At 67.1% G+C, this 23,575-nt stretch carries 19 protein-coding genes; 14 read left to right on the top strand and 5 right to left on the bottom strand.

Annotated features, from left to right (window positions below):
* Nucleotides 1-9: 9 nt before the first annotated feature.
* Nucleotides 10-2,136 carry an ATP-dependent helicase gene (locus EPN59_RS17480; RefSeq protein WP_293033692.1) on the bottom strand — a complete coding sequence of 709 codons (2,127 nt, stop codon included), beginning with the start codon at nt 2,134-2,136 and terminating at the stop codon, nt 10-12.
* Nucleotides 2,137-2,451: 315 nt separating this feature from the next.
* Here EPN59_RS17480 and EPN59_RS17485 point away from each other — a divergent pair, with 315 nt between their 5' ends.
* The 4 genes from EPN59_RS17485 (at nt 2,452) to fumC (ending at nt 7,748) form a co-directional block, all read left to right on the top strand.
* Nucleotides 2,452-2,673: an RNA-binding S4 domain-containing protein gene (locus EPN59_RS17485; protein WP_233863831.1), complete on the top strand. Its 222-nt coding sequence runs from the start codon at nt 2,452-2,454 to the stop codon at nt 2,671-2,673.
* Nucleotides 2,674-2,803: 130 nt separating this feature from the next.
* Entirely contained in the window at nt 2,804-4,201 is a 1,398-nt protein-coding gene (locus tag EPN59_RS17490) for an MATE family efflux transporter (protein ID WP_293033695.1), read from the top strand.
* A 396-nt stretch (nt 4,202-4,597) separates the two neighbouring features.
* Entirely contained in the window at nt 4,598-6,217 is a 1,620-nt protein-coding gene (locus EPN59_RS17495; RefSeq protein WP_293033707.1) for a phospholipase D family protein, read from the top strand.
* 130 nt (nt 6,218-6,347) lie between these two features.
* Complete coding sequence (gene fumC / locus EPN59_RS17500) at nt 6,348-7,748, top strand: class II fumarate hydratase (RefSeq protein WP_293033697.1); 1,401 nt, start codon at nt 6,348-6,350, stop codon at nt 7,746-7,748.
* Between the two features lie 116 nt (nt 7,749-7,864).
* Here the strand turns inward: fumC and EPN59_RS17505 are convergent, their stop codons facing one another.
* Nucleotides 7,865-8,371: an acyl-CoA thioesterase gene (locus EPN59_RS17505; protein WP_293033709.1), complete on the bottom strand. Its 507-nt coding sequence runs from the start codon at nt 8,369-8,371 to the stop codon at nt 7,865-7,867.
* A gap of 72 nt (nt 8,372-8,443) precedes the next feature.
* On the bottom strand, nt 8,444-8,587 hold the full coding sequence (locus EPN59_RS17510) for a hypothetical protein (RefSeq protein ID WP_293033699.1): 144 nt from the start codon (nt 8,585-8,587) through the stop codon (nt 8,444-8,446).
* A gap of 226 nt (nt 8,588-8,813) precedes the next feature.
* Here EPN59_RS17510 and EPN59_RS17515 point away from each other — a divergent pair, with 226 nt between their 5' ends.
* Together EPN59_RS17515 and EPN59_RS17520 are read left to right on the top strand one after the other, a co-directional pair.
* Nucleotides 8,814-9,527: a helix-turn-helix transcriptional regulator gene (locus tag EPN59_RS17515; protein ID WP_293033701.1), complete on the top strand. Its 714-nt coding sequence runs from the start codon at nt 8,814-8,816 to the stop codon at nt 9,525-9,527.
* Between the two features lie 272 nt (nt 9,528-9,799).
* Nucleotides 9,800-12,436, top strand: coding sequence for a DUF6600 domain-containing protein (locus tag EPN59_RS17520; protein ID WP_293046508.1), 2,637 nt, complete (start codon nt 9,800-9,802; stop codon nt 12,434-12,436).
* A gap of 102 nt (nt 12,437-12,538) precedes the next feature.
* Here the strand turns inward: EPN59_RS17520 and EPN59_RS17525 are convergent, their stop codons facing one another.
* Both EPN59_RS17525 and EPN59_RS17530 read right to left on the bottom strand, forming a co-directional pair.
* A complete protein-coding gene (locus tag EPN59_RS17525) occupies nt 12,539-13,519 on the bottom strand; it encodes a thymidylate synthase (protein WP_293034713.1) in 981 nt (326 codons plus the stop codon).
* Between the two features lie 124 nt (nt 13,520-13,643).
* Nucleotides 13,644-15,035 carry a sigma-54 dependent transcriptional regulator gene (locus EPN59_RS17530; RefSeq protein WP_293034711.1) on the bottom strand — a complete coding sequence of 464 codons (1,392 nt, stop codon included), beginning with the start codon at nt 15,033-15,035 and terminating at the stop codon, nt 13,644-13,646.
* A 545-nt stretch (nt 15,036-15,580) separates the two neighbouring features.
* On the opposite strand from EPN59_RS17530, the gene EPN59_RS17535 reads away from it, so the two are divergent.
* The 8 genes from EPN59_RS17535 to EPN59_RS17570 all read left to right on the top strand — a co-directional run bounded on the left by EPN59_RS17535 (nt 15,581) and on the right by EPN59_RS17570 (nt 23,545).
* Nucleotides 15,581-16,090, top strand: coding sequence for a hypothetical protein (locus EPN59_RS17535; RefSeq protein ID WP_293034709.1), 510 nt, complete (start codon nt 15,581-15,583; stop codon nt 16,088-16,090).
* A 71-nt stretch (nt 16,091-16,161) separates the two neighbouring features.
* Nucleotides 16,162-16,659: a hypothetical protein gene (locus tag EPN59_RS17540; RefSeq protein ID WP_293046511.1), complete on the top strand. Its 498-nt coding sequence runs from the start codon at nt 16,162-16,164 to the stop codon at nt 16,657-16,659.
* Complete coding sequence (locus tag EPN59_RS17545; protein WP_293046514.1) at nt 16,656-17,291, top strand: hypothetical protein; 636 nt, start codon at nt 16,656-16,658, stop codon at nt 17,289-17,291. The genes EPN59_RS17540 and EPN59_RS17545 overlap by 4 nt, the downstream gene beginning before the upstream one ends.
* A 28-nt stretch (nt 17,292-17,319) precedes the next feature.
* Nucleotides 17,320-18,726: a hypothetical protein gene (locus EPN59_RS17550; RefSeq protein ID WP_293046517.1), complete on the top strand. Its 1,407-nt coding sequence runs from the start codon at nt 17,320-17,322 to the stop codon at nt 18,724-18,726.
* A 61-nt stretch (nt 18,727-18,787) separates the two neighbouring features.
* Nucleotides 18,788-19,501 carry a C39 family peptidase gene (locus EPN59_RS17555; protein WP_293043372.1) on the top strand — a complete coding sequence of 238 codons (714 nt, stop codon included), beginning with the start codon at nt 18,788-18,790 and terminating at the stop codon, nt 19,499-19,501.
* A gap of 15 nt (nt 19,502-19,516) precedes the next feature.
* On the top strand, nt 19,517-20,356 hold the full coding sequence (locus EPN59_RS17560; protein ID WP_293043369.1) for a peptidase C39: 840 nt from the start codon (nt 19,517-19,519) through the stop codon (nt 20,354-20,356).
* A 139-nt stretch (nt 20,357-20,495) separates the two neighbouring features.
* Nucleotides 20,496-21,980 (top strand): hypothetical protein, encoded by a 1,485-nt coding sequence (locus tag EPN59_RS17565; protein WP_293043366.1) that lies wholly within the window; start codon nt 20,496-20,498, stop codon nt 21,978-21,980.
* A gap of 17 nt (nt 21,981-21,997) precedes the next feature.
* A complete protein-coding gene (locus tag EPN59_RS17570; protein ID WP_293046520.1) occupies nt 21,998-23,545 on the top strand; it encodes a sigma-54 dependent transcriptional regulator in 1,548 nt (515 codons plus the stop codon).
* The last annotated feature ends 30 nt before the right edge of the window (nt 23,546-23,575 follow it).

The following is a 23,575-nucleotide window of genomic DNA, read 5'->3' on the forward strand; positions in this document are numbered from 1 at the left end:
CGAAGCGGCCTACTCCCACATCTTCCTGAGCTTCGCGCCGATCTCGATCTTCGCTTTCGCGGCGGCCGCAAGGCCTGCCGCGCCCGGCGCCGTCACCACGGGCGCGGGCGGCCAGGCGCACGACTCGAAGAGCGGCAGCGCACACGCCCCAATGAAACGCGTACGCGACGCCCAGACATGGCGGTCGCCCGACGCAGTCTGGTTGTGCACGTAGAAACGCTGCGGCACGACGATGTGCAGATCGTCCTTCGCGCGCGTCATCGCCACATACAGCAGACGCCGCTCTTCCTCGAGTTCCTCGTCGCTGCCCGCGCCCAGATCGGACGGAATGCAGCCGTCCACGCCGTTGAGCACGAACACGTTGCGCCACTCCTGCCCTTTGGCCGAATGGATCGTCGAGAGAATCAGGTAGTCCTCGTCGAGCAGCGGATCGGCCGATTCGGCGCTTGTCGCATCGGGCGGATCGAGCGTGAGTTCCGTGAGGAAGCGCTCGCGCGACGCGTAAGTGCTCGCAATGCTCTCCATTTGCAGCAGATCCGCGAGACGCGCCGACGCGTCTTCATGGTTGCGCTCCAGATGCGGCTCGTACCAGCGCCGCACCAGTTCGAATTCGGCGGGCCACGGCGTCGCACGCGTGCCGATGCTCTCGATCAGCGCGACGAACGCAGCCCAGTCGGCTGCCGCGCGCGGCGGCGGCGCGAACGCGGCAAGCGCCTCGGCGGCGCGGTACGCGCCCGTGCACGCCGCAACCTGATCGAGCAGCCGCGCAGCCGTTGCCGGACCGACGCCCGGCATGAGCTGGGTCACGCGAAAGCCCGCGACGCGGTCGAGCGGATTCTCGGCCCAGCGCAGCACCGCGAGCACGTCCTTGACGTGCGCGGCATCGAGAAAGCGCAGCCCGCCGAACTTCACGAACGGAATGTTGCGGCGCGCAAGTTCGATTTCGAGCGTCGCGCTGTGGTGCGCGGCGCGAAACAGCACGGCCTGCTGCTTGAGCTTCATGCCCTCCTCGCGCGCCGCGAGAATCTGCTCGACGACATAGCGCGCCTGGGTGGCTTCGTCGGCGACGGTCACGAGGCGCGGACGCTGCGCCGATGCCTGCTCGCTCCAGAGGTTCTTCGTGAAGCGCTCGCGCGCGGCGTCGATCACGGCGTTGGACGCGGCGAGAATCGGCTGCGTCGAGCGGTAGTTGCGCTCGAGCGTCACCTGGCGCGCAGGCGGATCGAACTGCGCCGGGAAGTCGAGGATGTTGCGCACGGTCGCGCCGCGAAACGAATAGATGGCCTGCGCGTCGTCGCCGACCACCGTGAGCCCGCGCCCGTCGGGTTTGAGCGCGAGCAGGATCGCGGCCTGCAGGCGGTTGGTGTCCTGATACTCGTCCACCAGAACGTGATCGAAGCGGCTCGCGAGATCGGCGGCGATCGACGGTTCCGCCGCCATGTGCGCCCAGTAGAGCAGCAGGTCGTCGTAGTCGAGGACGTTCTGCTTCTGCTTCGCATCGACATACGCCGCGAAGAGCGCACGCAGTTGCGGCTCCCATTCGAGGCACCAGGTAAACGCGCGATTGAGAACGTCCGCGAGCGAGTCCGTGGTGTTGACGACCCGCGAGTAGATGGCGAGACACGTGGACTTCGACGGGAAGCGCTTGTCTTTCGCCGACAAACCCAGCTCATGGCGCACGAGGTTCATCAGATCGGCGGAATCCTCGCGGTCGTTGATCGTGAACGCGGGCGACAAGCCGATGTGGTCGGCGTACTCGCGCAGCAGGCGCGCGCCGATACCGTGAAACGTGCCCGCCCACGTGAGCCCCTGGGCAAGCGTAGCCGCCGCGCCCGGCACACCGGCGGCGATGCGGCCGACGCGGCGCGTCATTTCGAGCGCCGCGCGCCGCGAGAACGTCAGCAGCAGGATGCGATGCGGATCGGCGCCGTTGACGACCAGATGCGCGACGCGATGGGCGAGCGTGTTGGTTTTGCCCGAACCCGCACCCGCGATGACGAGGAGCGGCGGCGGCAGCGGCGCGCCCGGAGCGAATGCGCCGGGGCCGCCATGTTCGACGGCGGCGCGCTGCGCGTCGTTGAGCTTCGCGAGCCAGGCGGCGGTGCTCGGTACGGGGTTGTCGACAACGGTGGACACGGCAGTGGGCGTCAGGGATCGGGGGCGGCGACGCATACTGTATATCCATACACCCCGCGCCCGCAAGCGCCGCTCGCAGCGCGATCTGGCGGCATTTATCGCCGACATCGCCGAACGGCAGCGGTTCGGCGCAGCGCATGCCCTGGCGTATCCTCTCTGAAGCACGCCGAAGCCATGTTGCGAGCGAAAACACCGCCATTGGGTCAACGCACAGCACATGGTCGCAGCACATGGCCGCATCACATCGCTTATGATGCGAACCCTTCGACTCACCCGATTCCTGCCCGCCTGATTGGCCGGAGAACCCCACACGCCATGCCCAACCTCGATTTCACGCTGACCGGCGATTTCGTCGAACTGCACAACCTCCTGAAGATCACCGGACTCGCCGATAGCGGCGGCTCGGCCAAACAGATCGTCGCGTCGGGCGCGGTCAAGGTGGACGGCGAAGTCGAACTGCGCAAAACCTGCAAGATCCGCGCGGGCCAGGTGGTGCTGCTCGGCGACACGCGCATCGCCGTGCGCGAAGCCGATTGAAAGAATCCGCACCAAAAACGGGCCTCGTGATCGACAACGCGGCATTCCCGCCATAAGCTGTCAGCTTCGACGGAACGCCCTCTCCTCTCTAACGTATACGCGGCGCGATTATTCGCGCCGCTTGTTTTTCATGACTCGACCGACGCTCGCCACGCGCGCCATCGCGCCGCCCACGCTGACCGGCCACGCCGCCGACACCGCCCGTCTTGCCGCGCCGCTCGCCATCGCGCAGCTTTCGCAGATGGCAATGGGCGTCACCGACACGGTGCTGCTCGGCTCGCTCGGCGCGGATGCGCTCGCCGCAGGCGGGCTCGGCGCGAACCTGTTCTTCGTCGTCGTGACGGTGCTGCAGGGCGTGCTGACTTCGGTGAGCGTAAGCGTCGCGCAGGCGCGCGGCGCGGACAATGAGAGCCACGTTCCGCACATCTACTGGACCGGTTTCGCGCTCTCGCTGATGCTCGCGCTGCCCGCGTTCGCGTTGCTCTCGTTTGCCACGCCCATCCTGCTCGCACTCGGCGAGCCGGCGCTGCTTGCGCGCCACGTCGGCGAATACGCAGCCGTGCTGCGCTGGGGCGCGCCCGCAAGCCTGATCGGCGTGGGGCTCATGCGCTCGTTCCTGCCCGCGATCGGTGCGGGAAAACGGCTGCTCTGGGTGTCGATCGCGTGCGTGTTCGTCAACGGTTTCCTCAACTACGGGCTCATTCACGGCGTGTGGGGCCTGCCGCGGCTCGGGTTCCTCGGCTCGGCGGCAGCCACCGCGATCACGGTCTGGCTCATCGCCATCGTGCTGATGGCGCTCTTGCACCTGCGGCCCTCGCACCAGCATTTCGTTGCCGCACGGCGGCCCACGGCGCCGCTGATGGGCGAACTCGTCTCGATCGGCTGGCCGGTTGCGATCACCTACGCCGTCGAAGCCACGCTGTTCCTCGCCACCGGCCTGCTGATGGGCCTGCTCGGCGCGATGCCGCTCGCGGCGCACCAGATCGCGCTGAACGTGGCATCCGTGTCGTTCATGGTGCCGCTTGCGATCGGCCAGGCGGCCAACGTACGCGTCGGCTACTGGGCCGGCGCGGGACAACCGCATGCGGCGCGCCATGCGGGATTCGCCGCGCTCGGGCTCGGCGTGGGATTCATGTCGATGTCGGCGCTCGTGATGGTGCTCGCGCCGCGCTGGATCGTCGGCCTGTACCTGCATCTGGACGACCCCGCCAACGCGGCGACCGTCGCGCTCGCAACGTCGCTGCTCGGTGTGGCTGCGCTGTTCCAGATCGTCGACGGCGTGCAGACGGTGGGTTCGGGCTGCCTGCGCGGACTCAAGGACACGCGCGTGCCGATGCTGGCGGCCACGCTCGGCTACTGGGGCATCGGCTTTCCCACGGGCTATGTGCTCGCGTTCCACTTCGGCCTTGGCGCGCGCGGCCTCTGGTGGGGCCTCGCCGCCGGACTCGCCACCGTCGCGCTGTTGATGACGCTGCGCTTTCACCGCAGGAGCCTGCGCCGCGACGCTGGATCCGCTGCGCGCGGCTGAAGCGCCGCGCGCGGCACGCCATGTGCGGCACATTCCGCGTGCGACGTTCAAGGTCGTCACAGGCTTCGCTGCAGGCATCGCCATCTCCATTCGTTCAGGACGAATGCAGTGTCGCGTGCGCCCGGGTCTCGACGTTTCCAGCCGGTCTGAAACGACGGCTGCCGCCGGGACGGCTCGCGGCGCCCGCCGCGCCGCTTCCCGTAGAATCCTCGCGAACGCCGTAAAACGAACACGAAACGCTGCGCGCCCCGTTCGCCCCGGAGACTCTGCTTGACCGCGCATCCCGCCCTGACCGTTTCCTCGCCATGCCGCAACCGCGCGGCCCCGCACGCGCAGTGCGTCTCGCCGTCCCCCGCCCGCTCCCGCGCGAGCCGCACACCGCGCATCGTCTTCTTCATGCGCGCCTGTTTCGCCCTGGTTTGCGGGCTGCTTTTCGCCTCGCTCGTCACAGCATGCGCGACACGCCCGCCCGCCACGGCGCTCCCGCGCCAGACCACGCACGCACTGTCACCCTCCGCGGACACGCCGCTTCACGCCGCGCTCGCAGCACCCGAGGCCGCGCATCCGGGCCAGTCGGGCTTTCGCCTGCTCGCGACCGGCACCGACGCGCTCCAGATGCGCATCGCGCTCGCCCGCGCGGCGACGCGCACGCTCGATCTGCAGTACTACATCGCGAACGAGGACGCGACCGGCAAGCTGCTGCTCGGCGCGGCGCTCTACGCAGCCGATCGCGGCGTGCGCGTGCGCATGCTCGTCGACGATCTGAACTTCCACGACATCGACAGCCTGATGGCCGCGCTGAACACGCACCCGCTGATCGAGATCCGCGTGTTCAATCCGTACGGCAGCGCGCAGGAGAGCATGTTCACGCGCACGGCAAACCTGTTCACCGACCTCGACCAGTTCACGCGCCGCATGCACAACAAGGCGATGATCGTCGACAACCAGTTGGCGATCGTCGGCGGCCGCAATCTCGGCGACGAATACTTCAGCGCAAGCCCGACGCTGCAGTTCACCGACCTCGACGTGCTCGCGGCGGGTCCGGTCGCCGCCCAGGTGTCGGCGAGTTTCGACGACTACTGGAACAGCAGCCTGTCGTATCCGCTCAGCGCGCTGAATCATCAGACCTTCGATCCGCACGAGCTCGACAACGCGCGCAACATGTTGCGCGCGCACTGGCACAACAACGCCGACCCATACGATGCGAAGCCGCTGAACGCCACGCCGCTCGCCGCGCAGATCGCCGGGCACCAGTTGGGGCTCGACTGGGCGGATTGCACGTTCGTCGCCGATTCGCCCGGCAAGATCGCCAACGCACAAGAGACGCAGAGCGCGCAGCCAGGCGACGCGATGCGCTCGCTGATCGAGCGCATCCGCACCGCGCAGACGAGCGTGCTCGTGTTCACGCCGTATTTCGTGCCGCACGATACCGGCGTGCAGGAAGTGCGCAAGCTGAGCGCGCGCGGCGTGCGCGTTGCGTTCCTCACCAACTCGCTCGCCGCGACCGACGCCATCGTCGTGCAGGCCGGCTACAGTCCCTACCGCGTGCCGCTTCTGCGCGCGGGCGCCGAACTCTACGAGTTCAAGCCGACCCATCCGGGGCGGCAAGATCTGCACCTGCACGGCATCGCGGGTTCGCGCTCGCGGGCGAGCCTGCACGCGAAGGCTTACGTGATCGACGAACGCACGCTCGTGATCGGTTCGCTCAATCTCGATCCGCGCTCGGCGCGCCTCAACACAGAACTCGCACTCACGATCGACAGCCCCACGCTCGCGCACGAAGTCGCCAGCTATTTCGCGCGCGCGACTTCGCCCGAACTCAGCTACCGCGTGACACTCGCCACGCCTGAAGAACGCGCGATGCTCACGGGCAACACCGCCGCACATTCGCCGCTCGTCTGGACCGACGTCGAGGACGGCGCGGTTCACACCTACAACCTCGATCCGCACGCGGGTTTCTACCGGAATGTGCTAACCGGGCTATTCTTGCTGTTGCCGCTCGACAATCAGCTTTAACTGCGAGCTTTAACCGCGAGCTTTAACCGCGAGCCTTGACTGCAAACGCCGACCGCGCGCTTTGAGTGCGCGATCCGGCGTCGGGCTTCGACCCCGCGAGCCGACGCCGCACCATCCACCGGAGTGGACCATGACCGAAGACACAAGAATGGAACGCGACACGTTCGGCGAAATCGCCGTGCCGGCCGCGCGCCTCTGGGGCGCGCAGACGCAGCGCTCCCTGCAGAATTTCCGCATTTCCACCGAGAAGCAGTCGCCGGAGCTGATCACGGCGCTGGCCACGATCAAGCGCGCGGCGGCCGAGGTGAATCTCGGGCTCGGCGTGCTCGACGAGAAAAAGGCGCACGCCATCATGCAGACCGCCGACGAGATCATCGCGGGCAAACATCCCGGCGAATTCCCGCTCGCGGTCTGGCAAACCGGCTCCGGCACGCAGACCAACATGAATCTCAACGAGGTGATCGCGAACCGCGCGAGCGAGATGCTGGGCGGCGAGCGCGGCGAAGCGCGCCTCGTCCATCCGAACGACGACGTGAATCGCGGTCAGTCGTCGAACGACGTGTTCCCCACGGCGATGCACGTCGCCGCCGCGTACGGCATCGTCAGGCATCTGCTGCCCGCGTTGAAGACGCTGCGCGACACGCTCGACGGCAAGGCACAGGCTTTCGCCGACATCGTGAAGATCGGCCGCACGCACCTGCAGGACGCCACGCCGCTCACGCTCGGCCAGGAGTTTTCCGGCTATGTCGCGCAGCTCGATCAGGGCATCCGCCATGTGCAGTCGGCGCTGCCGCATCTGTACGAACTCGCGCAGGGCGGCACGGCGGTCGGCACGGGACTGAACGCGCACCCGCAGTTCGCGCAGAAGGTGGCCGAAACGATCGGCAGGCTCACCGGCGTGCCCTTCGTGACGGCGCCGAGCAAGTTCGAGGTGATGGCCGCCGCCGATGCGCTGGTCTTCGCGCACGGCGCGCTCAAGACCGTTGCCGCGAGCCTCATGAAAATCGCCAACGATATTCGCTGGCTCGCGAGCGGACCGCGCTGCGGGCTCGGCGAATTGTCGATTCCCGAGAATGAGCCCGGCAGTTCGATCATGCCGGGCAAGGTGAATCCTACGCAATCCGAAGCAGTCACCATGCTCTGCTGCCAGGTGTTCGGCAACGACGTCGCCGTGAATGTGGGCGGCGCGAGCGGCAACTTCGAATTGAACGTATTTCGCCCGATGATCGCGCATAACGTGCTGCAGTCGATTCGACTGCTCGCGGACGGCGCGCTCTCCTTCAACGATCACTGCGCCGTGGGCATCGAGCCGAACCGCACGCGCATCGACACGCTGCTCAACGAATCGCTGATGCTCGTCACCGCGCTCAATCCGCACATCGGCTACGACAAGGCCGCGCAGATCGCCAAGAAAGCGCACAAGGAAGGCACGACGCTCAAGGCCGCCGCGCTCGCGCTCGGCCATGTCACCGAGCAGGAGTTCGATCAGTGGGTGCGTCCCGAGGAGATGGTCGGGAATCTGAAGACGTAGCGGCGTTCATTGCGCACGCACCTTCGCACTCACCTTCGCACGCGCGCAAACATGCAAACGGGCGGCCCAGGCCGCCCGCTTTTATCGATGCTTCAAACGAAGCCCTGAAAGACGCACTAAACGACGCCCTTCGCAACTTCGTCGGGCTTCAGTTCGACGATCGCGTCGAGCGCTTCCTTCACGTCGAGCGCGTATTTGGCGAGGCGCTTCTGCTCGTCGGTTTCCGGCACGAACGACGGCACCGGAACCGGATTGTTGTTTTCGTCGACGGCGACGAACACGATCAGGCAATCGGTCGTGAGCCGCAACTGGCCGCTCTTCGGATCGCCCGCGTGCACGGTGATGTGAATGTGCATCGACGTGCGGCCCGTCGCGACGACGCGCGCGCGCAGTTCGACCATGTTGCCGACCTGAATCGGCCTGCGAAAGCGGATATTGCCGACGCTCACCGTCACGCAATAGCGGCCCGACCAGACGGCGGCGCACGCGTAGGCGGTTTCGTCGATCCATTTCATCAGCGCACCGCCGTGCACTTTGCCGCCGAAATTCACCGAGGTCGGCTCGGCAAGGAAGCGAAACGTCGTTTCCGAACGGTCCAGCGGCTGGGATGGCGTACTCATGATGGGCTCCGCTCGTGGGATGTCCGCTCGCGCGGGGGGTTGTCTCGAAAGGCGTCGATTATACGGGCGCGGCGATCAGTGGCGGATGACGATGCCTTCGTCGAGCGTGCCGTACATCGTGATGCCGCTTGCGTCGCTCGACGGCATGGAGCCGCCGGCGCACGCCGTGCACAGAATCGCGAGCGAGCACGCGGCCGCGATGGCAAGAAAACGCGTCATTGCAGTGGATGAAGTCGGGATAAGAACCTGAATTCTAGCGCCGTGGGCATGCGGCCTGCACGAACGCGGAATTCGATATTTCATGCCGCACTGAAACGTCGCATGCTGCGTGCGGCTAAAGTGACGTTATGCGCACGCTGGCGGGCGCAAGCAGGCACAAGCAGGCAACTGCGGGGCAACTGCGAGCACCCGCATGCCGCCGCCGGACCACCATCGAGGAATCGCCATGCCAGCCACACCCGCCGCCGATACGCGCCATTTTCCCGGTCTCTCGCGCATCGGCGCGCTGCTCGCCGATCCCGGCCGCGCCGCCATGCTGTGGGCGCTGATGGACGGCAGCGCCCGCCCGGCCGGCGAACTCACGCTGATCGCAGGTCTTTCGCCATCGGCTGCGAGCGCGCACCTCGCGCGCCTCGCCGAAGGCGGCCTCCTTGCACTCGACGTGCGCGGCCGTCACCGCTACTACCGGATCGCAACGCCCGATGTCGCCGCGGCAATCGAAGCGCTGATGAACGTCGCCCAGGCGAGCACGGCGACATTGCCCGCGACGAAGCCCGCGCGCACCGTACCGCTCGAAATGCGCCATGCACGCACCTGCTACGACCACATGGCGGGCGAAGTCGCGGTGCAGGTGTTCGAGCGGCTGGTCGGCGACGGCGTGCTGGTGTGCGAAGGCGAGAACATCGACGCGACACCGGGCGGCGCCGCGCGCCTGCGCGACTGGGGCGTGGACATCGGCGCGCTGCGCTCGCGACGCCGCCGTTTCGCGTGCACCTGCCTCGACTGGAGCGAGCGGCGACCGCACCTTGGCGGCGCACTGGGCGCGGCGCTGCTCGACGCGTGGATCGCGGGCGGCTGGGTCGAACGCGCGAGCCTGCCGCGCGTGCTGCGTATCACGCCGAAAGGTCGGCGCGCGTTCGACACGCTCATTGCGAGCTGACGCGTTTCCCCCCGCGATTACGCTTCGCCGCGCGGCACCGCATACGCCGCGCGCCCGGTCTTTTCACCCGCGATTTCACCCCCGATTTCACCCGCGTTTTCACCCGCAAAACCGGCGCTTTTCCGCACGATCTTGCACGCTCAGCCGGCGACACACGTTCTGTTACATATCGGGGATGGCCCATTACAATTCCGCGCGCATGGAAACAAGCGAGGCCGCTACAGTTCCTGACAGAACACGCCGAACAAGAAGGCGTGCTGTGGAGAAACAACGTGAAGCACCGCACCGCTACGATCATCCAGTTTCGCCGGACCACCGGCCGCACGCTCATCGCCTGCGCCGCGCTGGCGGCGATTAATCTCGCTGCAGCGCCGACGTTCGCCCAGTCGGCGCCCGGCGGCGCACCCGCCGCCCAGAACGCCAGCATCGATCCGCCAGGGCGCGTCGCGCGGCTCGACTACATGGCGGGCCCCGTCACGACCGAACCCGCAGGCGCGACCGACTGGTCCTACGCCCAGCTCAACCGCCCGCTCACGACCGGCGACCAGCTCTGGGACGACGCAAACGCGCGCTCCGAGTTGCACATCGGATCGACGGCGGTCCGCGTCGGCGCACAGACGAGCGTCGACGTCCTGAATCTCGACGATTCGACAGCCCAGTTGAAGGTCGCGCAAGGCACGCTCTCGACGCGGGTGCGCGAACTGCCCCGCGGCACCGCCTGGGAAATCGACACGCCGAATCTCGCGCTTGGCGTGAACGGCCCCGGCGACTATCGCGTCGACGTAGCGCCGGACGGCAGTTCGACGACCGTGACGGTGCGTAGCGGCAGCGCGACCGTCTACGGCGAGAACGGCCAGTTGCCGATGTCGGCGGGCCAGCAGATCCGCTTCGCCGGAACCGACCTGCAGGAAGAGGCCAGCGAACCCGCACCGCCGCCTGATTCATTCGATCGGTGGGCGCGCGCGCGTGACGCCGCGGAGGACCGCTCGATCTCGGCGCGCTATGTTTCGCGCGACATGCCGGGCTATCAGGACCTCGACGCCAACGGCACCTGGCACGACGACCCGCAATACGGCGAAGTCTGGGAGCCGAACGCGCAGCCCGAGGGCTGGGCGCCGTATCACGACGGCCAGTGGGTCTGGCAGGCGCCGTGGGGCTGGACGTGGGTCGACGACGCGCCCTGGGGTTTCGCGCCCTACCACTACGGACGCTGGGCCAATATCGACGATGAGTGGGCCTGGGTTCCGGGTCCGCTGATCGACAGCGAGCCGCCGGTCTATGCGCCTGCGCTCGTCGCCTTCGTCGGCGGCGGCGATGGCGGCCCCGACTGGAGCATCGCACTGAGCGGCGGCGGCATCGCGGCGGCAGGCGTCGCGTGGTTCGCGCTCGGCCCGGGCGAGCCGTGGCATCCGCGCTCGGCGGACTGGAGCCCGGACTACTACGAGCGGGTGAACCGGACCGTCGTCAACAACATCAACATCCGCAATACGTACGTGAACAATACGTACGTGAACTATCGCGTCCCAGGCGCAGTGACGGCGGTGCCCGCGACAGCGTTCGTCCACGGCCAGCCGGTTGCGCGCTTCGCGCAGCGCGTCGATCCGCAGCAATGGCGCGGCGCGCACATCGCATCGGGCACGCCGGGCATCGCGCCGGTGTCGGGCAGCTTCGGCGGCAACATGCGGCGCGCCGACTATCGTCCGCCGGGTGCGCTCGCACAGCGCCAGGTCGTGGCGACGCGCGCGCCGGTAACACCGCCCGCCTTGCACGACAATCTCGCCCAACGCTTCGCGCGCGAGCACGGCACGGTGCCGGGCGCGGGCGCGCCGGTAGTGCGTGCTTCCGCGCCCGCGCATGCGCCGTTCGGCGCGCCGCAGCGGACATGGGGCCAGCAGAACGTGCGCGTGGTGCCGCCGCATTCGCCGGTGATCGCCGGGAACGGACGGCCCGCCAGCGTGGCGCCGCAGCCCGGCCGTGCACCCGGCTTCGCCGCGCATGCGCCCGTGCAGGACCATGCCCAGGCGGGAATGGTGCCTGCAATGGCGAATCCGCGCGGTCCGGGTCCGGCAACGCAGGACCACGGCGTGCCGCGTCCGCCGCAGTTTGCGGGCCGGCCGACGGAGGCCATGCGCGGCGGTATGCCTGGCACGCCCGCTCGCGAGCCAGGCCGCGCACCGAACGCGGCACAGGTTGAAACGCATCAGCCGATGTGGACGCAACCGCATGCGCCGATGGCCACGCGCGACCAGCCCGCCGCGCGCGAGAACAAGCGCCCGCCGCAATTCGCGATGCAACAGCCGCGCGATGTCTCCCGCAGTCAGCCGCAGCCCCAGATGCGCCAGATGCGCGAAGCCGCGCCCGAACGCATGCCGCAGCCGCCGCAGCAGCAAGCGCATCCTGAGGTTCGTCCGCAGCCGCCAGAGCAACATGCGGCATTCCAACCGCAACCGCAACAGCAATCGCAGCCTCAGCCTCAGCCGCGCGCTGAGTTCCGTCCGCAACCGCAGCCTCAGCCGCAGCCGCGCGCCGAGTTCCGCCCGCAACCGCAGCCTCAACCGCAGCCGCAGCCGCGCGCCGAGTTCCACCCGCAGCCGCAGCCTCAACCGCAGCCGCGCGCTGAGTTCCACCCGCAACCGCAGCCTCAACCGCAGCCGCGCGCTGAGTTCCGCCCGCAACCGCAACCTCAAGCGCAGCCGCGTGCGGAGTTCCGTCCGCAACCGCAGCCTCAAGCGCAGCCGCGTGCTGAGTTCCGCCCGCAACCGCAGCCTCAACCGCAGCCGCAGCCGCGTGCGGAGTTCCACCCGCAGCCGCAACCCCAGCCGCATCCGGCTCCGCCTCCGCCTCCGGCCCCTGCGCCGCATCCGAATCCGAACGCGAACAGCGGCCACGACAATCATCAGCATGGCTAAGCGCCTGCACCGCACGCGTCACAGCGGCGGCAGCGCCAACAAAAATCCCGCAGTCCTCTTCAGGACTGCGGGATTTTTATCGGGGATGAGAACAGCGAGGAATCAGACCGCCATCGGCGCGGTCAGCGGCTCGTGATGCCGGTAGCCGACGAGCGAGAAGTCGGCGGGCTCGACTTTCTCCAGCCACTCGGGCGCGTAGACGCCCGTCTTCGCATACTCGGGCACGCGCTCCGAAATCGCGAGCTGCGGGCTGTCGAACGGCTCGCGGCGCAGTTGCTCGTTGAGCATGTCGAGCTGGTTTTCGTAGATGTGCGCGTCGCCGATGAAGTACGTGAACCAGCGCGGCGTATAGCCGGTCAAGCGCCCGACGAGGTGCAGCAGCACCGCGCCTTCGGTCAGGTTGAACGGCGTGCCGAGCCCCACGTCGTTACTGCGGATATACAGGCACAGCGAGATCTCGCGCTTCACCGGATTCGGCAGGAACTGGTACAGCAGATGGCACGCGGGCAGCGCGATTTCCTCGAGCACCGCCGGATTCCAGCCATGAAACAGGATGCGCCGGTCGGTGGGGTTGTTCACGATCGTGTCGAGGCACTGGCGCAACTGGTCGATGGCCTTGTATAGCAGCACCTTCGGACGGCCGTCCTCGACGAACTGCGCCACGCGCGCGTAGCCGCGCGTTTCGGCGTCGGCGAGACGGGCCGCCGCAGAGTCGGCGTCGGCGTCGAGCACCTTGTACGCCGGCCAGCGCCGCCACTGCACGCCGTAGACGTCGCCGAGATCGTCGGTGCCCTCGCGATACGGATTCGCGAGCCACTGCGCGTTGTCGTTGGCATTGGCGTCCCAGACCTTGCAGCCGAGCGCACGAAAATCGGCCGCGCTGCTCGATGCACGCAAAAAGCCGATCAGTTCGCCGACCGCCGACTTGAACGCCAGTTTTTTCGTCGTCACGGCGGGAAAGCCCTGCTGGAGATCGAAGCGCAGCATGGCGCCGGGCTGGCTGATCGTGCGGATGCCGGTGCGGTTTTCCTGCCAGGTGCCGGTGTCGAGAATCGAGCGGACAAGCTCGAGATACTGTTTCATGCGGGGTCCCTTCGGCGGGCGCGCGGCACCCGGTTCGGATCGATAAACCCCGATTCTAGCAAGCGCGCCGCCGGGGCCTGGAAAACCGGCCCGGCGCGCGTGGAAGATGATATGCGACCCGGACTTACAGGCTGCCCGCCGAAAGCATCCCGCCCGGATGCGGCGAGAGCGGCTCGCTTTCCATGTGGCGCATGCCGTGCGCGCACAGCAGCCGGTAAAGCGTCACGCGCGAGATGCCGAGTTCGTGCGCGGCGTCGCCAAGGCGCCCGCGATGGCGCAGGAGCGCGAGTTCGATCGCCTGGCGTTCGGCGGACTCGCGCGCCTGCGCGAGCGACACCGGCATCACCTCGACGTAGTCGCCCAGTTCGAGATCGCGCGCCGTGATCGAGCGCCCTTCCGACATCACGATCGCACGCCGCACGCGGTTGATCAGTTCGCGCACGTTGCCCGGCCAGCTGTAGTTGTGGAGCGCCGCGATCGCGTCGGGCGAGAAGCCGCGCAGACGCCGGCTGCCATCCTTGCGGAAGCGCTCGAGCATGTGCCGCGCGAGCAGTTCGATGTCCTTGCCGCGCGCGCGCAGCGGCGGCTCGTCGATCTGCAGCACGCACAGGCGGTGATACAGATCCTGGCGGAAGCGCCCTTCGGCCATGGCGGCGCGCATGTCGACGTGCGTCGCCGAAATGATGCGCACATCCACCGGCATCGACTGATGTCCGCCGAGGCGCTCGATCTTGCCCTCCTGGAGAAAGCGCAGCAGGCTCGCCTGGCTTTCCATCGGCAGGTCGCCGATTTCATCGAGAAAGAGCGTGCCGCCATGGGCCGCCTCGACGCGCCCGATCTTGCGCTGGTTCGCGCCCGTGAACGCGCCGCGCTCGTAGCCGAACAGTTCCGACTGCAGCAGATGCGGCGGAATCGCACCGCAGTTGATCGGCACGAACGGCGCACCGCGCCGCGACGAGCGCTCGTGAATGGCAACAGCGGTGAGTTCCTTGCCGGTGCCCGACTCGCCCGAGATGAAGACCGGCGCATCGGTCAGGGCAACCTTGCGGATGGAGCGAAAGAGCGCGAGCATCGCCTCGCACGAGCCGACCATCTCGCCTTCGGCGCCGCCCGTCGTGTCGTTCGAGGCCGTCTCGCCCAGCGAAACCATCCCGTACGCGTGGCCGACGGAATCAACGATGCGCTCGCCGCTCCACGGGACCGTTACGTAGTCGAAACAGTAATCGCGCACGAGGCGGCGCAGCGTGGCGTCCTGGAGCTGGCCGGTCGTCGTGGCGGCGACCCAGCCGACGTTGGGCAGCGTGAGGCACGGCTCGAACGAGCCGATCTCCTCCAGATGGAAATGGCTGGAGAGGTCCAGCAGGCCGCCTGCGGGCGACCCGGCGCGCAGCACCCGGCGCGCGTCACGTGCGTTGCCGACCACTTCCACCTGCCAGCCGCGCTCGTGGAACCGCTCATTCAGCGCGTCGCTTGGACTGCGTGATACATACACCAGTTGCCGCGTTGCGGGTTCCATTATTCAGATCCTCTCGCCGACATCTTGTTTGTAAATGACGACACGCACCTGAATGCCCAGATACGGAGCATAAAGCACCGGTCATTCTGCCTCGATCAGAAGCGAACGAACATGCTTTTGGCGACGATGAAACCCCGAGACGCGGCGTGTGTGTCATTGCCCCCGAGGGGGTCTTATTCTAATTTGCTCAAGCGTGTTTTGATCAAGCTTACTCTATGCGCAACATTTCTGGATAGAAATTATGCCTGACGTATCAAAACGGGTCGGATGGAAAGGCTTCCAGCGTCAGCCGTCGGCTATTGTCGCAAACCAGATTAATAAAGCAGTTGTTTTCAACATAACAGCAACATTAATGTGGCGTTTCCAGAATGTATTACCCGTGCAATACGAAACTGTGTTTTAAGGGGCTCACGTTTCAGCGCTGAAACGTTTTGGTGAAAATCCGCCATTCGAGAATCGGCGGAAAAAGCGCTCTCCAAAGTACATCAATGGATTGCGGCGCATGGCACACGTTTCGCTAAATCTCCTGCACGAGGAGATACGCCATGCGACTCAACCACCTCATCGTCAGGCGCCATGCCACCGGCAGCACCGCAGCCCTTGTGACGTTCACAGCGGCGGCGCTGCTCGGGTTTGCACCCGCGGTGCACGCGCAGACACCGGACGGCGCAGCCGGTACGCCCGCCGCCCAGGTGCAAGCCAATTCGTCTGCCGATGTCATGCCTGCAACGCTCCATACGTTGTCCGCGCCCGCGCTCGTCCCGGCGACGCTCGACACGAGTCCGCCGCCGACGGACAGCGGCGCGCTCGCTGAAAGCTCGACACCGCCCGCCGACGACCCCGTGGTAGCCGGCAGCCCGCTGGACGACCAGACGCTCGCGCACCAGCGTGGCGGCGCAGTCGGCATGTTGATGGTCGCGGCCACGCCGCAGCTCATGCGCGGCGGCGGCAGCGTCACCCTGTGGGATGAAATCGCCCCGCCCGCACCGTTGCCGATTCCGGTCGACAACTCACAGGCGGCGCAAGGAAACATCGCCAATTACACGAGAAAGTAAACCGGGCCGCTAGCGCGGAACGGCGTCCGGCATGGCGTGAGCCACACAAGCCGGACTCGTTGGAGACCAGCATGCCAGCCTGCATCACGACACCGGCCCACAGCCGGCGTTCGGCCAGGGGCGCCGCAGTTGTCTGCGGATTCCTTGCAGCCGGTGTTTCAGCAGTCGCCGCAGCGCAACAGGGCGACAATCCCGGCGACATCGTCGTCGCACGCGACATCACCCCGCGCAGCGCCTTCGCCAACGTGCCGAAGCGCCAGGATCCGGTCGCCGTGCGCGCGACCACCTTCCCCGCGAGCGGCTTCGATCCGGCGATGGCCGCCGTCGCCTCGGACGCCGATCTCACGAACGCGCGCGGCTCCGCTGGCGTCGCGCCGGGCAGCACGACCAACACCAACGCCAACGCCGCGGGCATGCAGGCGCTCACCGGCATCCTGAGCGGCCGCAACACCGGCAGCAATGTGGCGATGGGCGCAAGCGCCCAGCCGGGCGGCATCGGCAACACGATCTCGTCCGGCGTGAACGGCGCGCTCGCGCCGCTCGCCGCCGCCCTCGGAGCCCTCAAATGAGCGCGCCCCGCAGGTGCTCCCGCCGGCCGCGGCAGGCAACGCTCGCGCTCGCCGCATGCCTCGTCTGCGCAGGCGCGGCACAAGTACAAGCCCAGGCGCAGACGGTCAACAACGTGAGCGCCGACATCGGCGCGGGCGCCGCGAACGGCACGCTCGGCGCGGTCGCCGTCAACGAGGCAGCCGGCCTCAACAATGCGCAGGCCAATCAGCTCACGGTCACGAGCGGCAGCCCGGTCATGGTCAACAGCATCGGCGGCGAACAGTACGCAAGCGCGCGGGCGCGCCTCGGCAATGCGAGCGCGAGCATCGGCGAAGGCGCCTTTGCCAGCGCGTCGGGCGCAGTCATGGTCAACCAGGCTGCGGGCATGGGAAATACGCAGAGCAACAGTGCCCGGATCGGCACTGGTGCGATCGGCGTGGATGTCGCCTCGGATGCGGAACTGTCCGCGGCGGCAGCGACGAACGGGGGTCCGGGTCGATCGGACGAGACCCATGGCATTCGTGAAGCGCGTATCGGCAGTACAGCATTCAGGAATGCGACGGGTCTCGTGCAGGTGAACCAGACCGTCGGAGCCGGTAATGCTACGGCGAACAGTTTTGTGCTCCGTCCCCCGGCGGGCACTCTTTTCTAACTGAACAAATCAGTATCGGAGCGACATCATGAAGCGCACTCTCATCGCTGCGGCCGTGCTCGCAGTCTCCTCGGGCAGCGTCTTCGCCCACGGCGGGACGGATCCGTACATTTTCAACTCCACCGTCATCCATCAGGGCGTCGACCTGTGGGGCGGCGTCCTGATGTTCGGCTGCGTGGACGTGTCGAACACCACCGGCGCGGTCGTCAACAACACGCAGAGCGTCAACCTCGACGCCGTCACGCTGACACCGAACCCGCCGACAGGCACGTACACGACGGGTCACCTCACCACCCTCGTCCACAACACGTCGCGGACGGTCGACGCGGGCGGCACCGCGTCCGCTTCGGTCACGAAGACGAATTTCAGGGCATCGGGGGGTGCGCAAGGCTTCCAGGAATCGTCGGGATATTCCTACGCGAACCAGAAGGCGGGCGTGAGCGGCGGCGGCTACGAATATAGCCAGCAAAGCTCCGGTATCGGCGGCTACTTCTACGACGTGCACCAGAGCCAGGGCGCTCATGTATCGGGCGGCGGCCATGCCGGCGGCTCGTATGGCTACTACCGCTACGGCGACGAGAACTGGGGCGGCGGCGGAGGCTACGTGGCGGGCGGCTTCTCCGGCGGCTACCACGCGTCGAGCTACGCGAAGGGCTCGGGCATCGCCGGCTACTTCGAAGGCACGCAGGGTTCCGGTCAGCATGCCGCCTGGCACTTCTCGGCGAACGAGGGCTCGGGCTACCAGGCCTTCGGCGAGCAGTCCAGCCACTATTCGATATCCGGCTCCGTCGAGTCGCACTCGGTCACGGCCGACTGGAACCTGCAGGCGCATGACAACACCACCGACGTCACGACGGTCGGCGCAGTCACGACGCACTACAACGGCATTCCGGCCGGCTCGCTCGACGCGAATATCGGCGGCACCGGCGCGCCCGGCGCAGGCGTTTCGGGCAATGTCGGCATCAACATCTCGGAAGGCGTCGACAACGCGCAGAGCAACGAAGCGTCGCTTGCCATGATCGATGCGGGCAATGTGTTCGGCAACGCACAGATCTTCAACAACCAGTCGTCCGCGGGCAACGCGAAGATCAAGAACTTCAACGTCAACGCGTCGGTCGGCAGCAACGCGCTCGCCGGAGCAAGCGGCAATATCGGCGTGAACATTGCCGCGGGCGTGGGCAACGTGCAGAACAACAGCCTCGCCGCATCGAGCAGCATCGAGAAGTCGGCCCCGAGCAGCGCAGCGATGGTCGCCACCGACCAGAGCAGCCAGTCCGCCGGCCTGAACTTCAACGGGAGCTTCGGCGGCACCGCCTCGATGGCGCCGAACGCGCTCGCGGGCGCAAGCGGCAATATCGGCGTGAACATCGCCGGTGGCGCGGGCAACGTGCAGCACAACGGCCTCGCCATTGCTGCGCTGACCGTATCGAAGTAAGCGCCAGGACCCGCGCCGGCTGCGACGTTGGCAGCCGGCGCGATTTCGGCAGGAGGCAACCATGTCCGGGCTCGACCGGTTCCCGGCGCTGAAGGCTTGTGTCGCAGCGCTCGCAGCTTGCTCATTGTGTGCGCTCGCCCACGCACAGTCGAGCATCGACGCGACTAATCTCATCGGCGTGCCGGTCAAGTTGCCGATCCGCTCGATGAAGGACATCCGTTACAGCAGCATCGTCACCCAGCAGTTCGACTACAGCTGCGGCGCGGCTGCGCTCGGAACCCTCCTCAAGTACGGCTACGGCATCGACATTCCGGAAGTGGAGCTGATCCGCCGGATGATGACGTTTTCGAAACCGGAAGTGGTCCAGAAGAACGGCTTTTCGATGCTCGACATGAAGAAGTTCGTCGAAACGATCGGCCTGCGCGGACGTGGGTTCCGCGTCAACGCCGACGCGCTGTATCACCTGCAGATTCCCGTGCTCGTGCTCATGAACATCAACGGCTACGAACACTTCGTGATCGTGAAGCATGCCGAAGACGGGCGCGTCTTCCTCGCGGACCCGGCGCTCGGCAACCGCATCGTCGCCGAGGGCGACTTCGCGAAGACCTGGAACGGTCTCGTCTTCGCGGTGCTCGGCAAACCGTTCAAGGAGGATTCCCCCTTGCTGCAGAACAACGAGTCGCTTGCGCTGAAGCTGCGCGCCAATGCACTGGCGAACGGCACGGCGGCGACGCCCTTCGTCGATTACGGCCTTGAGCGGGCCGTCATGTTCTGATGTCTTGATCGAGCCATGAAACGCAGCCTATCACCACGCGGCGTCACGGCAGCGCTCCTCGCGCTCGCCTGCGGTCATGCGAGCGCAGGCAGCATTGACGCCCCGACGCCACCTGCATTCCTGAGCCCCGGCAGCGTCGCGCAGCGCGGCATCCAGTGCGAGAGCGTCGGCGACGACGTGCTCGCCAGTCAGACCGGCAAGTTTGCCGGCAGCGACATGATTTCCGGGTTCGTCCTGAGCGTGCTGACCCAATGGCACTTGCCGAACGGCGCCACGGCCATTGCCCAGGGCGCGCTCACGGTCGCGCACGACTTCACCAACCAGCTCACCGCGCAAATCGAGACCGAGGCCAGAGTCACCGATACGCGCCGCGGCACCAACCTGCACAACAGCGGCGCCGACCCCGCCGCGGTCGCCACGGGCGGCCAGAACGTGGCGGTCAACGGCGTGTCGCAGATCACCCAGGTCGCGGGCAACAACAACGTCGGCACCAACAGCGCGATCGTCGCATACAGCAACAGCACGCCGCAGCCGGGCATTCCGGCGGCAGGCGTCCCGGCCGCGAGCAACCAGACCGCCGCGTTTGCCGCGAACACGAACGGCAGCATCCAGGCGGGCATCACGTTCGCCAACAACAGCATCAACGTGACGGTGCAGACACCGGCCGGCATCGCCACGCAAAACATCGTGCCTGGCAACGCGCAACAGGCAAGCGCAGTCGCCCAGTTGCTCCAGATCGCAGGCAACAGCCAGCAGGTCGCCAATCAGTTGTCGCTCGCGCTGCAGACGCAGCAGATGGGCGGCGCCACGATCCGGCAGACCGGCGTGCTGCAGGCGTTGCGCAATCTGCACTGACCAGGAGAGAGCAACGCGGGCGCGCGCCCTGCCGCATTCGGCACAGCAGCACAGCAGGGACGAGGCACATCGCGACACGCGGGAGCGGATTGCACGACGACCGGTCGGCCACCCGCCTCGAAACCCGGGGGAAACAAGAATGAACTCGATGACCAGAGCGGGACCGCCGCGCCCGAAGCGCGCGGCCATACCCGTAGCCGCCGCGCTGTTCGTGCTCGCACATTCGGCCGGTGCCCAGGAGCTTCAGAATCAGTCGATCGAGGAGCGCGTCAACATGCTCATGCGAGTGGTCGACGAGCAGCAAAAGCAGATCCAGTCGCTCGAACGCCAGGTCACGAATCTGGAGATGGCGCAGCGCGGACGCGGCGTGCCGGGCGCCGCCGCTGCCGCCGCCGCTTCTGCCGCTTCCGATACGGCGGTCGCCGAACAGCCCGGCGACGATGGTCTGCCGATGCCGCTGCCGCCGCTCGCCCAGGCGCTGCCGGGCGCAACGGCGCCAGGCTCGCTCACGGGCACCGCGACCGGCGTGCCGGTCAATCCGCCTTCGCCCGACTCCGGGCCGGGCGGCGGCGCAACCGGCAGTTCGGCATCGAGCGGCCCGCAACAGGGCGCGCCCGTCGGCGTGAATCCCACGATTGGAGAAACGCAGAAAGAAGCGCAGCCGCAGCGCACCCAGGCCGAGCAGGCTGTCGTCGAGCGCGAGCACGCGCCGCTCTTCGACCGCCGGCTCACGCTCGACTGGGGCATCAGCGACACGTATTACGACCGCCGCCAGCTGCAGCTTTCGGGCTTCCTCGCGCTGGACGCGATTTTCCTCGGCAACATCAATCTGGGCGAAACGAAGTCGCACCAGCTTCAGGCCGATCTCGACACGCGCTATGGCCTGACCGACCGCATCAGCGTCGACGTCGACGTGCCGTATGTCTACCGCCACAGCAGCTTCATCATCGGCGGCGCGGGCGGCGCGGCGGGCACGCTCTCCGATGCCTCGGTCAACTCGTCCGACATCGGCGACGTGACGTTCGGGATCTACTACCAGTTCCTGAAGGAAACCAACAACCTGCCCGACGTGGTCGGCAGCCTGCGCGTCAAAACGCCGACCGGCAGTTCGCCGTTCGGCATCAAGCTCGTGCAGATCAGCGCCGACAACACCAACCTCGTCGCGCCGACCAGGCTGCCCACGGGCACCGGCTTCTGGAACATCACGGCGGGCCTGTCCGTGCTGAAGACCTACGACCCGGTCGTGCTGTTCGGCAGCTTCTCGTACACGTACAACATTGCGCGCTCGTTCGCCGATATTTCGTCGGTGGCCGGACAAGTCGAGCCAGCCGAAGTGAAGCTCGGCGATATCTACCAGTTCGGCGGCGGCGTCGCGCTCGCGTTCTCCGACAAGGATTCGGCCAGCATCGCCTACACGATGGCGATCTCGCCGCAGTCGCAGACCCGGGCGCCGGGCGGCGCCTGGGCCAGCGTGCCGGGCAGCCAGACCACCGCGTCGGTGCTCAACTTCGGCTTGAATCACGTGGTCAACAAACACCTGACGATCAACGGCGCGGTTGCCGTGGGCCTCACGCCCGACGCGCCGAACTTCGTCGTCGGCGTGCGGTTTCCCTATACCTTCTGACGAACACGAGGACGATTGTGCGTGAATCCTCTCCCATCAACGCCACCGTGACGCCACTCGCAGGCGCAGGCCAGCGGCCTGCTCTCGCGAGGCCGCCCGATGTGCCCGGCGCTGCGCACGAGACCGGCGAGCCCGCTTCGAATCCCGCTTCGAATCCCGCTACGAAGCCGGCGACAAAGCCTGCTGCAAAGCCCGTGGCGGATCCCGTGCGCACGCTGGTCTATCTCGCCCGCACGCCCGACGCGGCGCGCTCGGCCTACCTGACAAGCCGCGGCTGGGAGCTGGCGGCGGCGCGCACCGCGCACGAGGCGTCGCGGCTCGTGAAGCCCGAGTCCGCGTACGCGGGTCTCATCGATCTGACCGGCTTCGCGCTGCGCGACTGCGCGGGGCTCGAAGCGGTGCTGCGGCTCCAGCAAGTCGGCTGGATCGCGCTCACCGATGCGGCGCACCTCATCGATCCCGAAGTGCGCCGGCTGATCCGCCACTTCTGCTTCGACTTCGTGCATCTGCCGGTGACGGACGCGACGCTCGACTACCTCGTGACGCACGCGTACGGCATGGTGTCGCTCTGCGACCTCGACGCGCCCGCCACCACGGTCCAGGACGAAGACGAAATGGTGGGCACCTGCGAAGCGATGCAGCAGCTCTTTCGCACGATCCGCAAGGTCGCGGGCACCGACGCGACCGTGTTCATCTCGGGCGAATCGGGCACCGGCAAGGAACTCACGGCGCTCGCGATTCACGAGCGCTCGTCGCGCCGCAAGGCGCAGTTCATGCCGATCAACTGCGGCGCGATTCCGCACCATCTTCTGCAATCCGAACTGTTCGGCTACGAGCGCGGCGCGTTCACGGGCGCGAACCAGCGCAAGATCGGGCGCGTGGAAGCGGCCAACGGCGGCACGCTTTTTCTCGATGAAATCGGCGACCTGCCGATGGAAAGCCAGGCGAGCCTGCTGCGCTTTCTCCAGGAAGGCAAGATCGAGCGCCTCGGCGGCCACGAGCAGATTCCGGTGGACGTGCGCATCATCTCGGCGACGCACGTCGATCTCGAAACGGCGATGCACACCGGCGGCTTCCGCGCCGACCTCTTTCATCGCCTGTGCGTGCTGCGCGTGGACGAGCCGCCGCTGCGCGCGCGCGGCAAGGACATCGAGATCCTCGCGCATCACATCCTGCACAAGTTCAAGATGGACAGCGCGCGCAAGATCCGCGGCTTTGCGCCCGACGCGATCGAGGCGATGTACAACTACAACTGGCCGGGCAACGTGCGCGAGCTGATCAACCGCGTGCGGCGCGCGATCGTGATGGCCGAGAGCAAGCTGATCACCGCTGACGATCTCGACCTCGCCAACTTCACCGCGCAGCAGACCGTGACGCTTGCGCAGGCGCGCGAATCGGCGGAGAAGCGGGCGATCGAGGCCGCGCTCCTGCGTCATCGCCACCGTCTTGCGGAAGCGGCCGCGGACCTCGGCATCTCGCGCGTGACGCTGTACCGGCTGATGGGCGCGCATGGCCTGCGCGACGAAAAAACGATCTTTGGCGGCGAGGCCGAAAACGAGCCATAGGGTCCGAGGCAAGCGCCCACGAGAAGCAAG

Source organism: Paraburkholderia sp., from assembly GCF_004298475.1.
GTDB classification, from domain to species: Bacteria; Pseudomonadota; Gammaproteobacteria; order Burkholderiales; family Burkholderiaceae; genus Paraburkholderia; species Paraburkholderia denitrificans.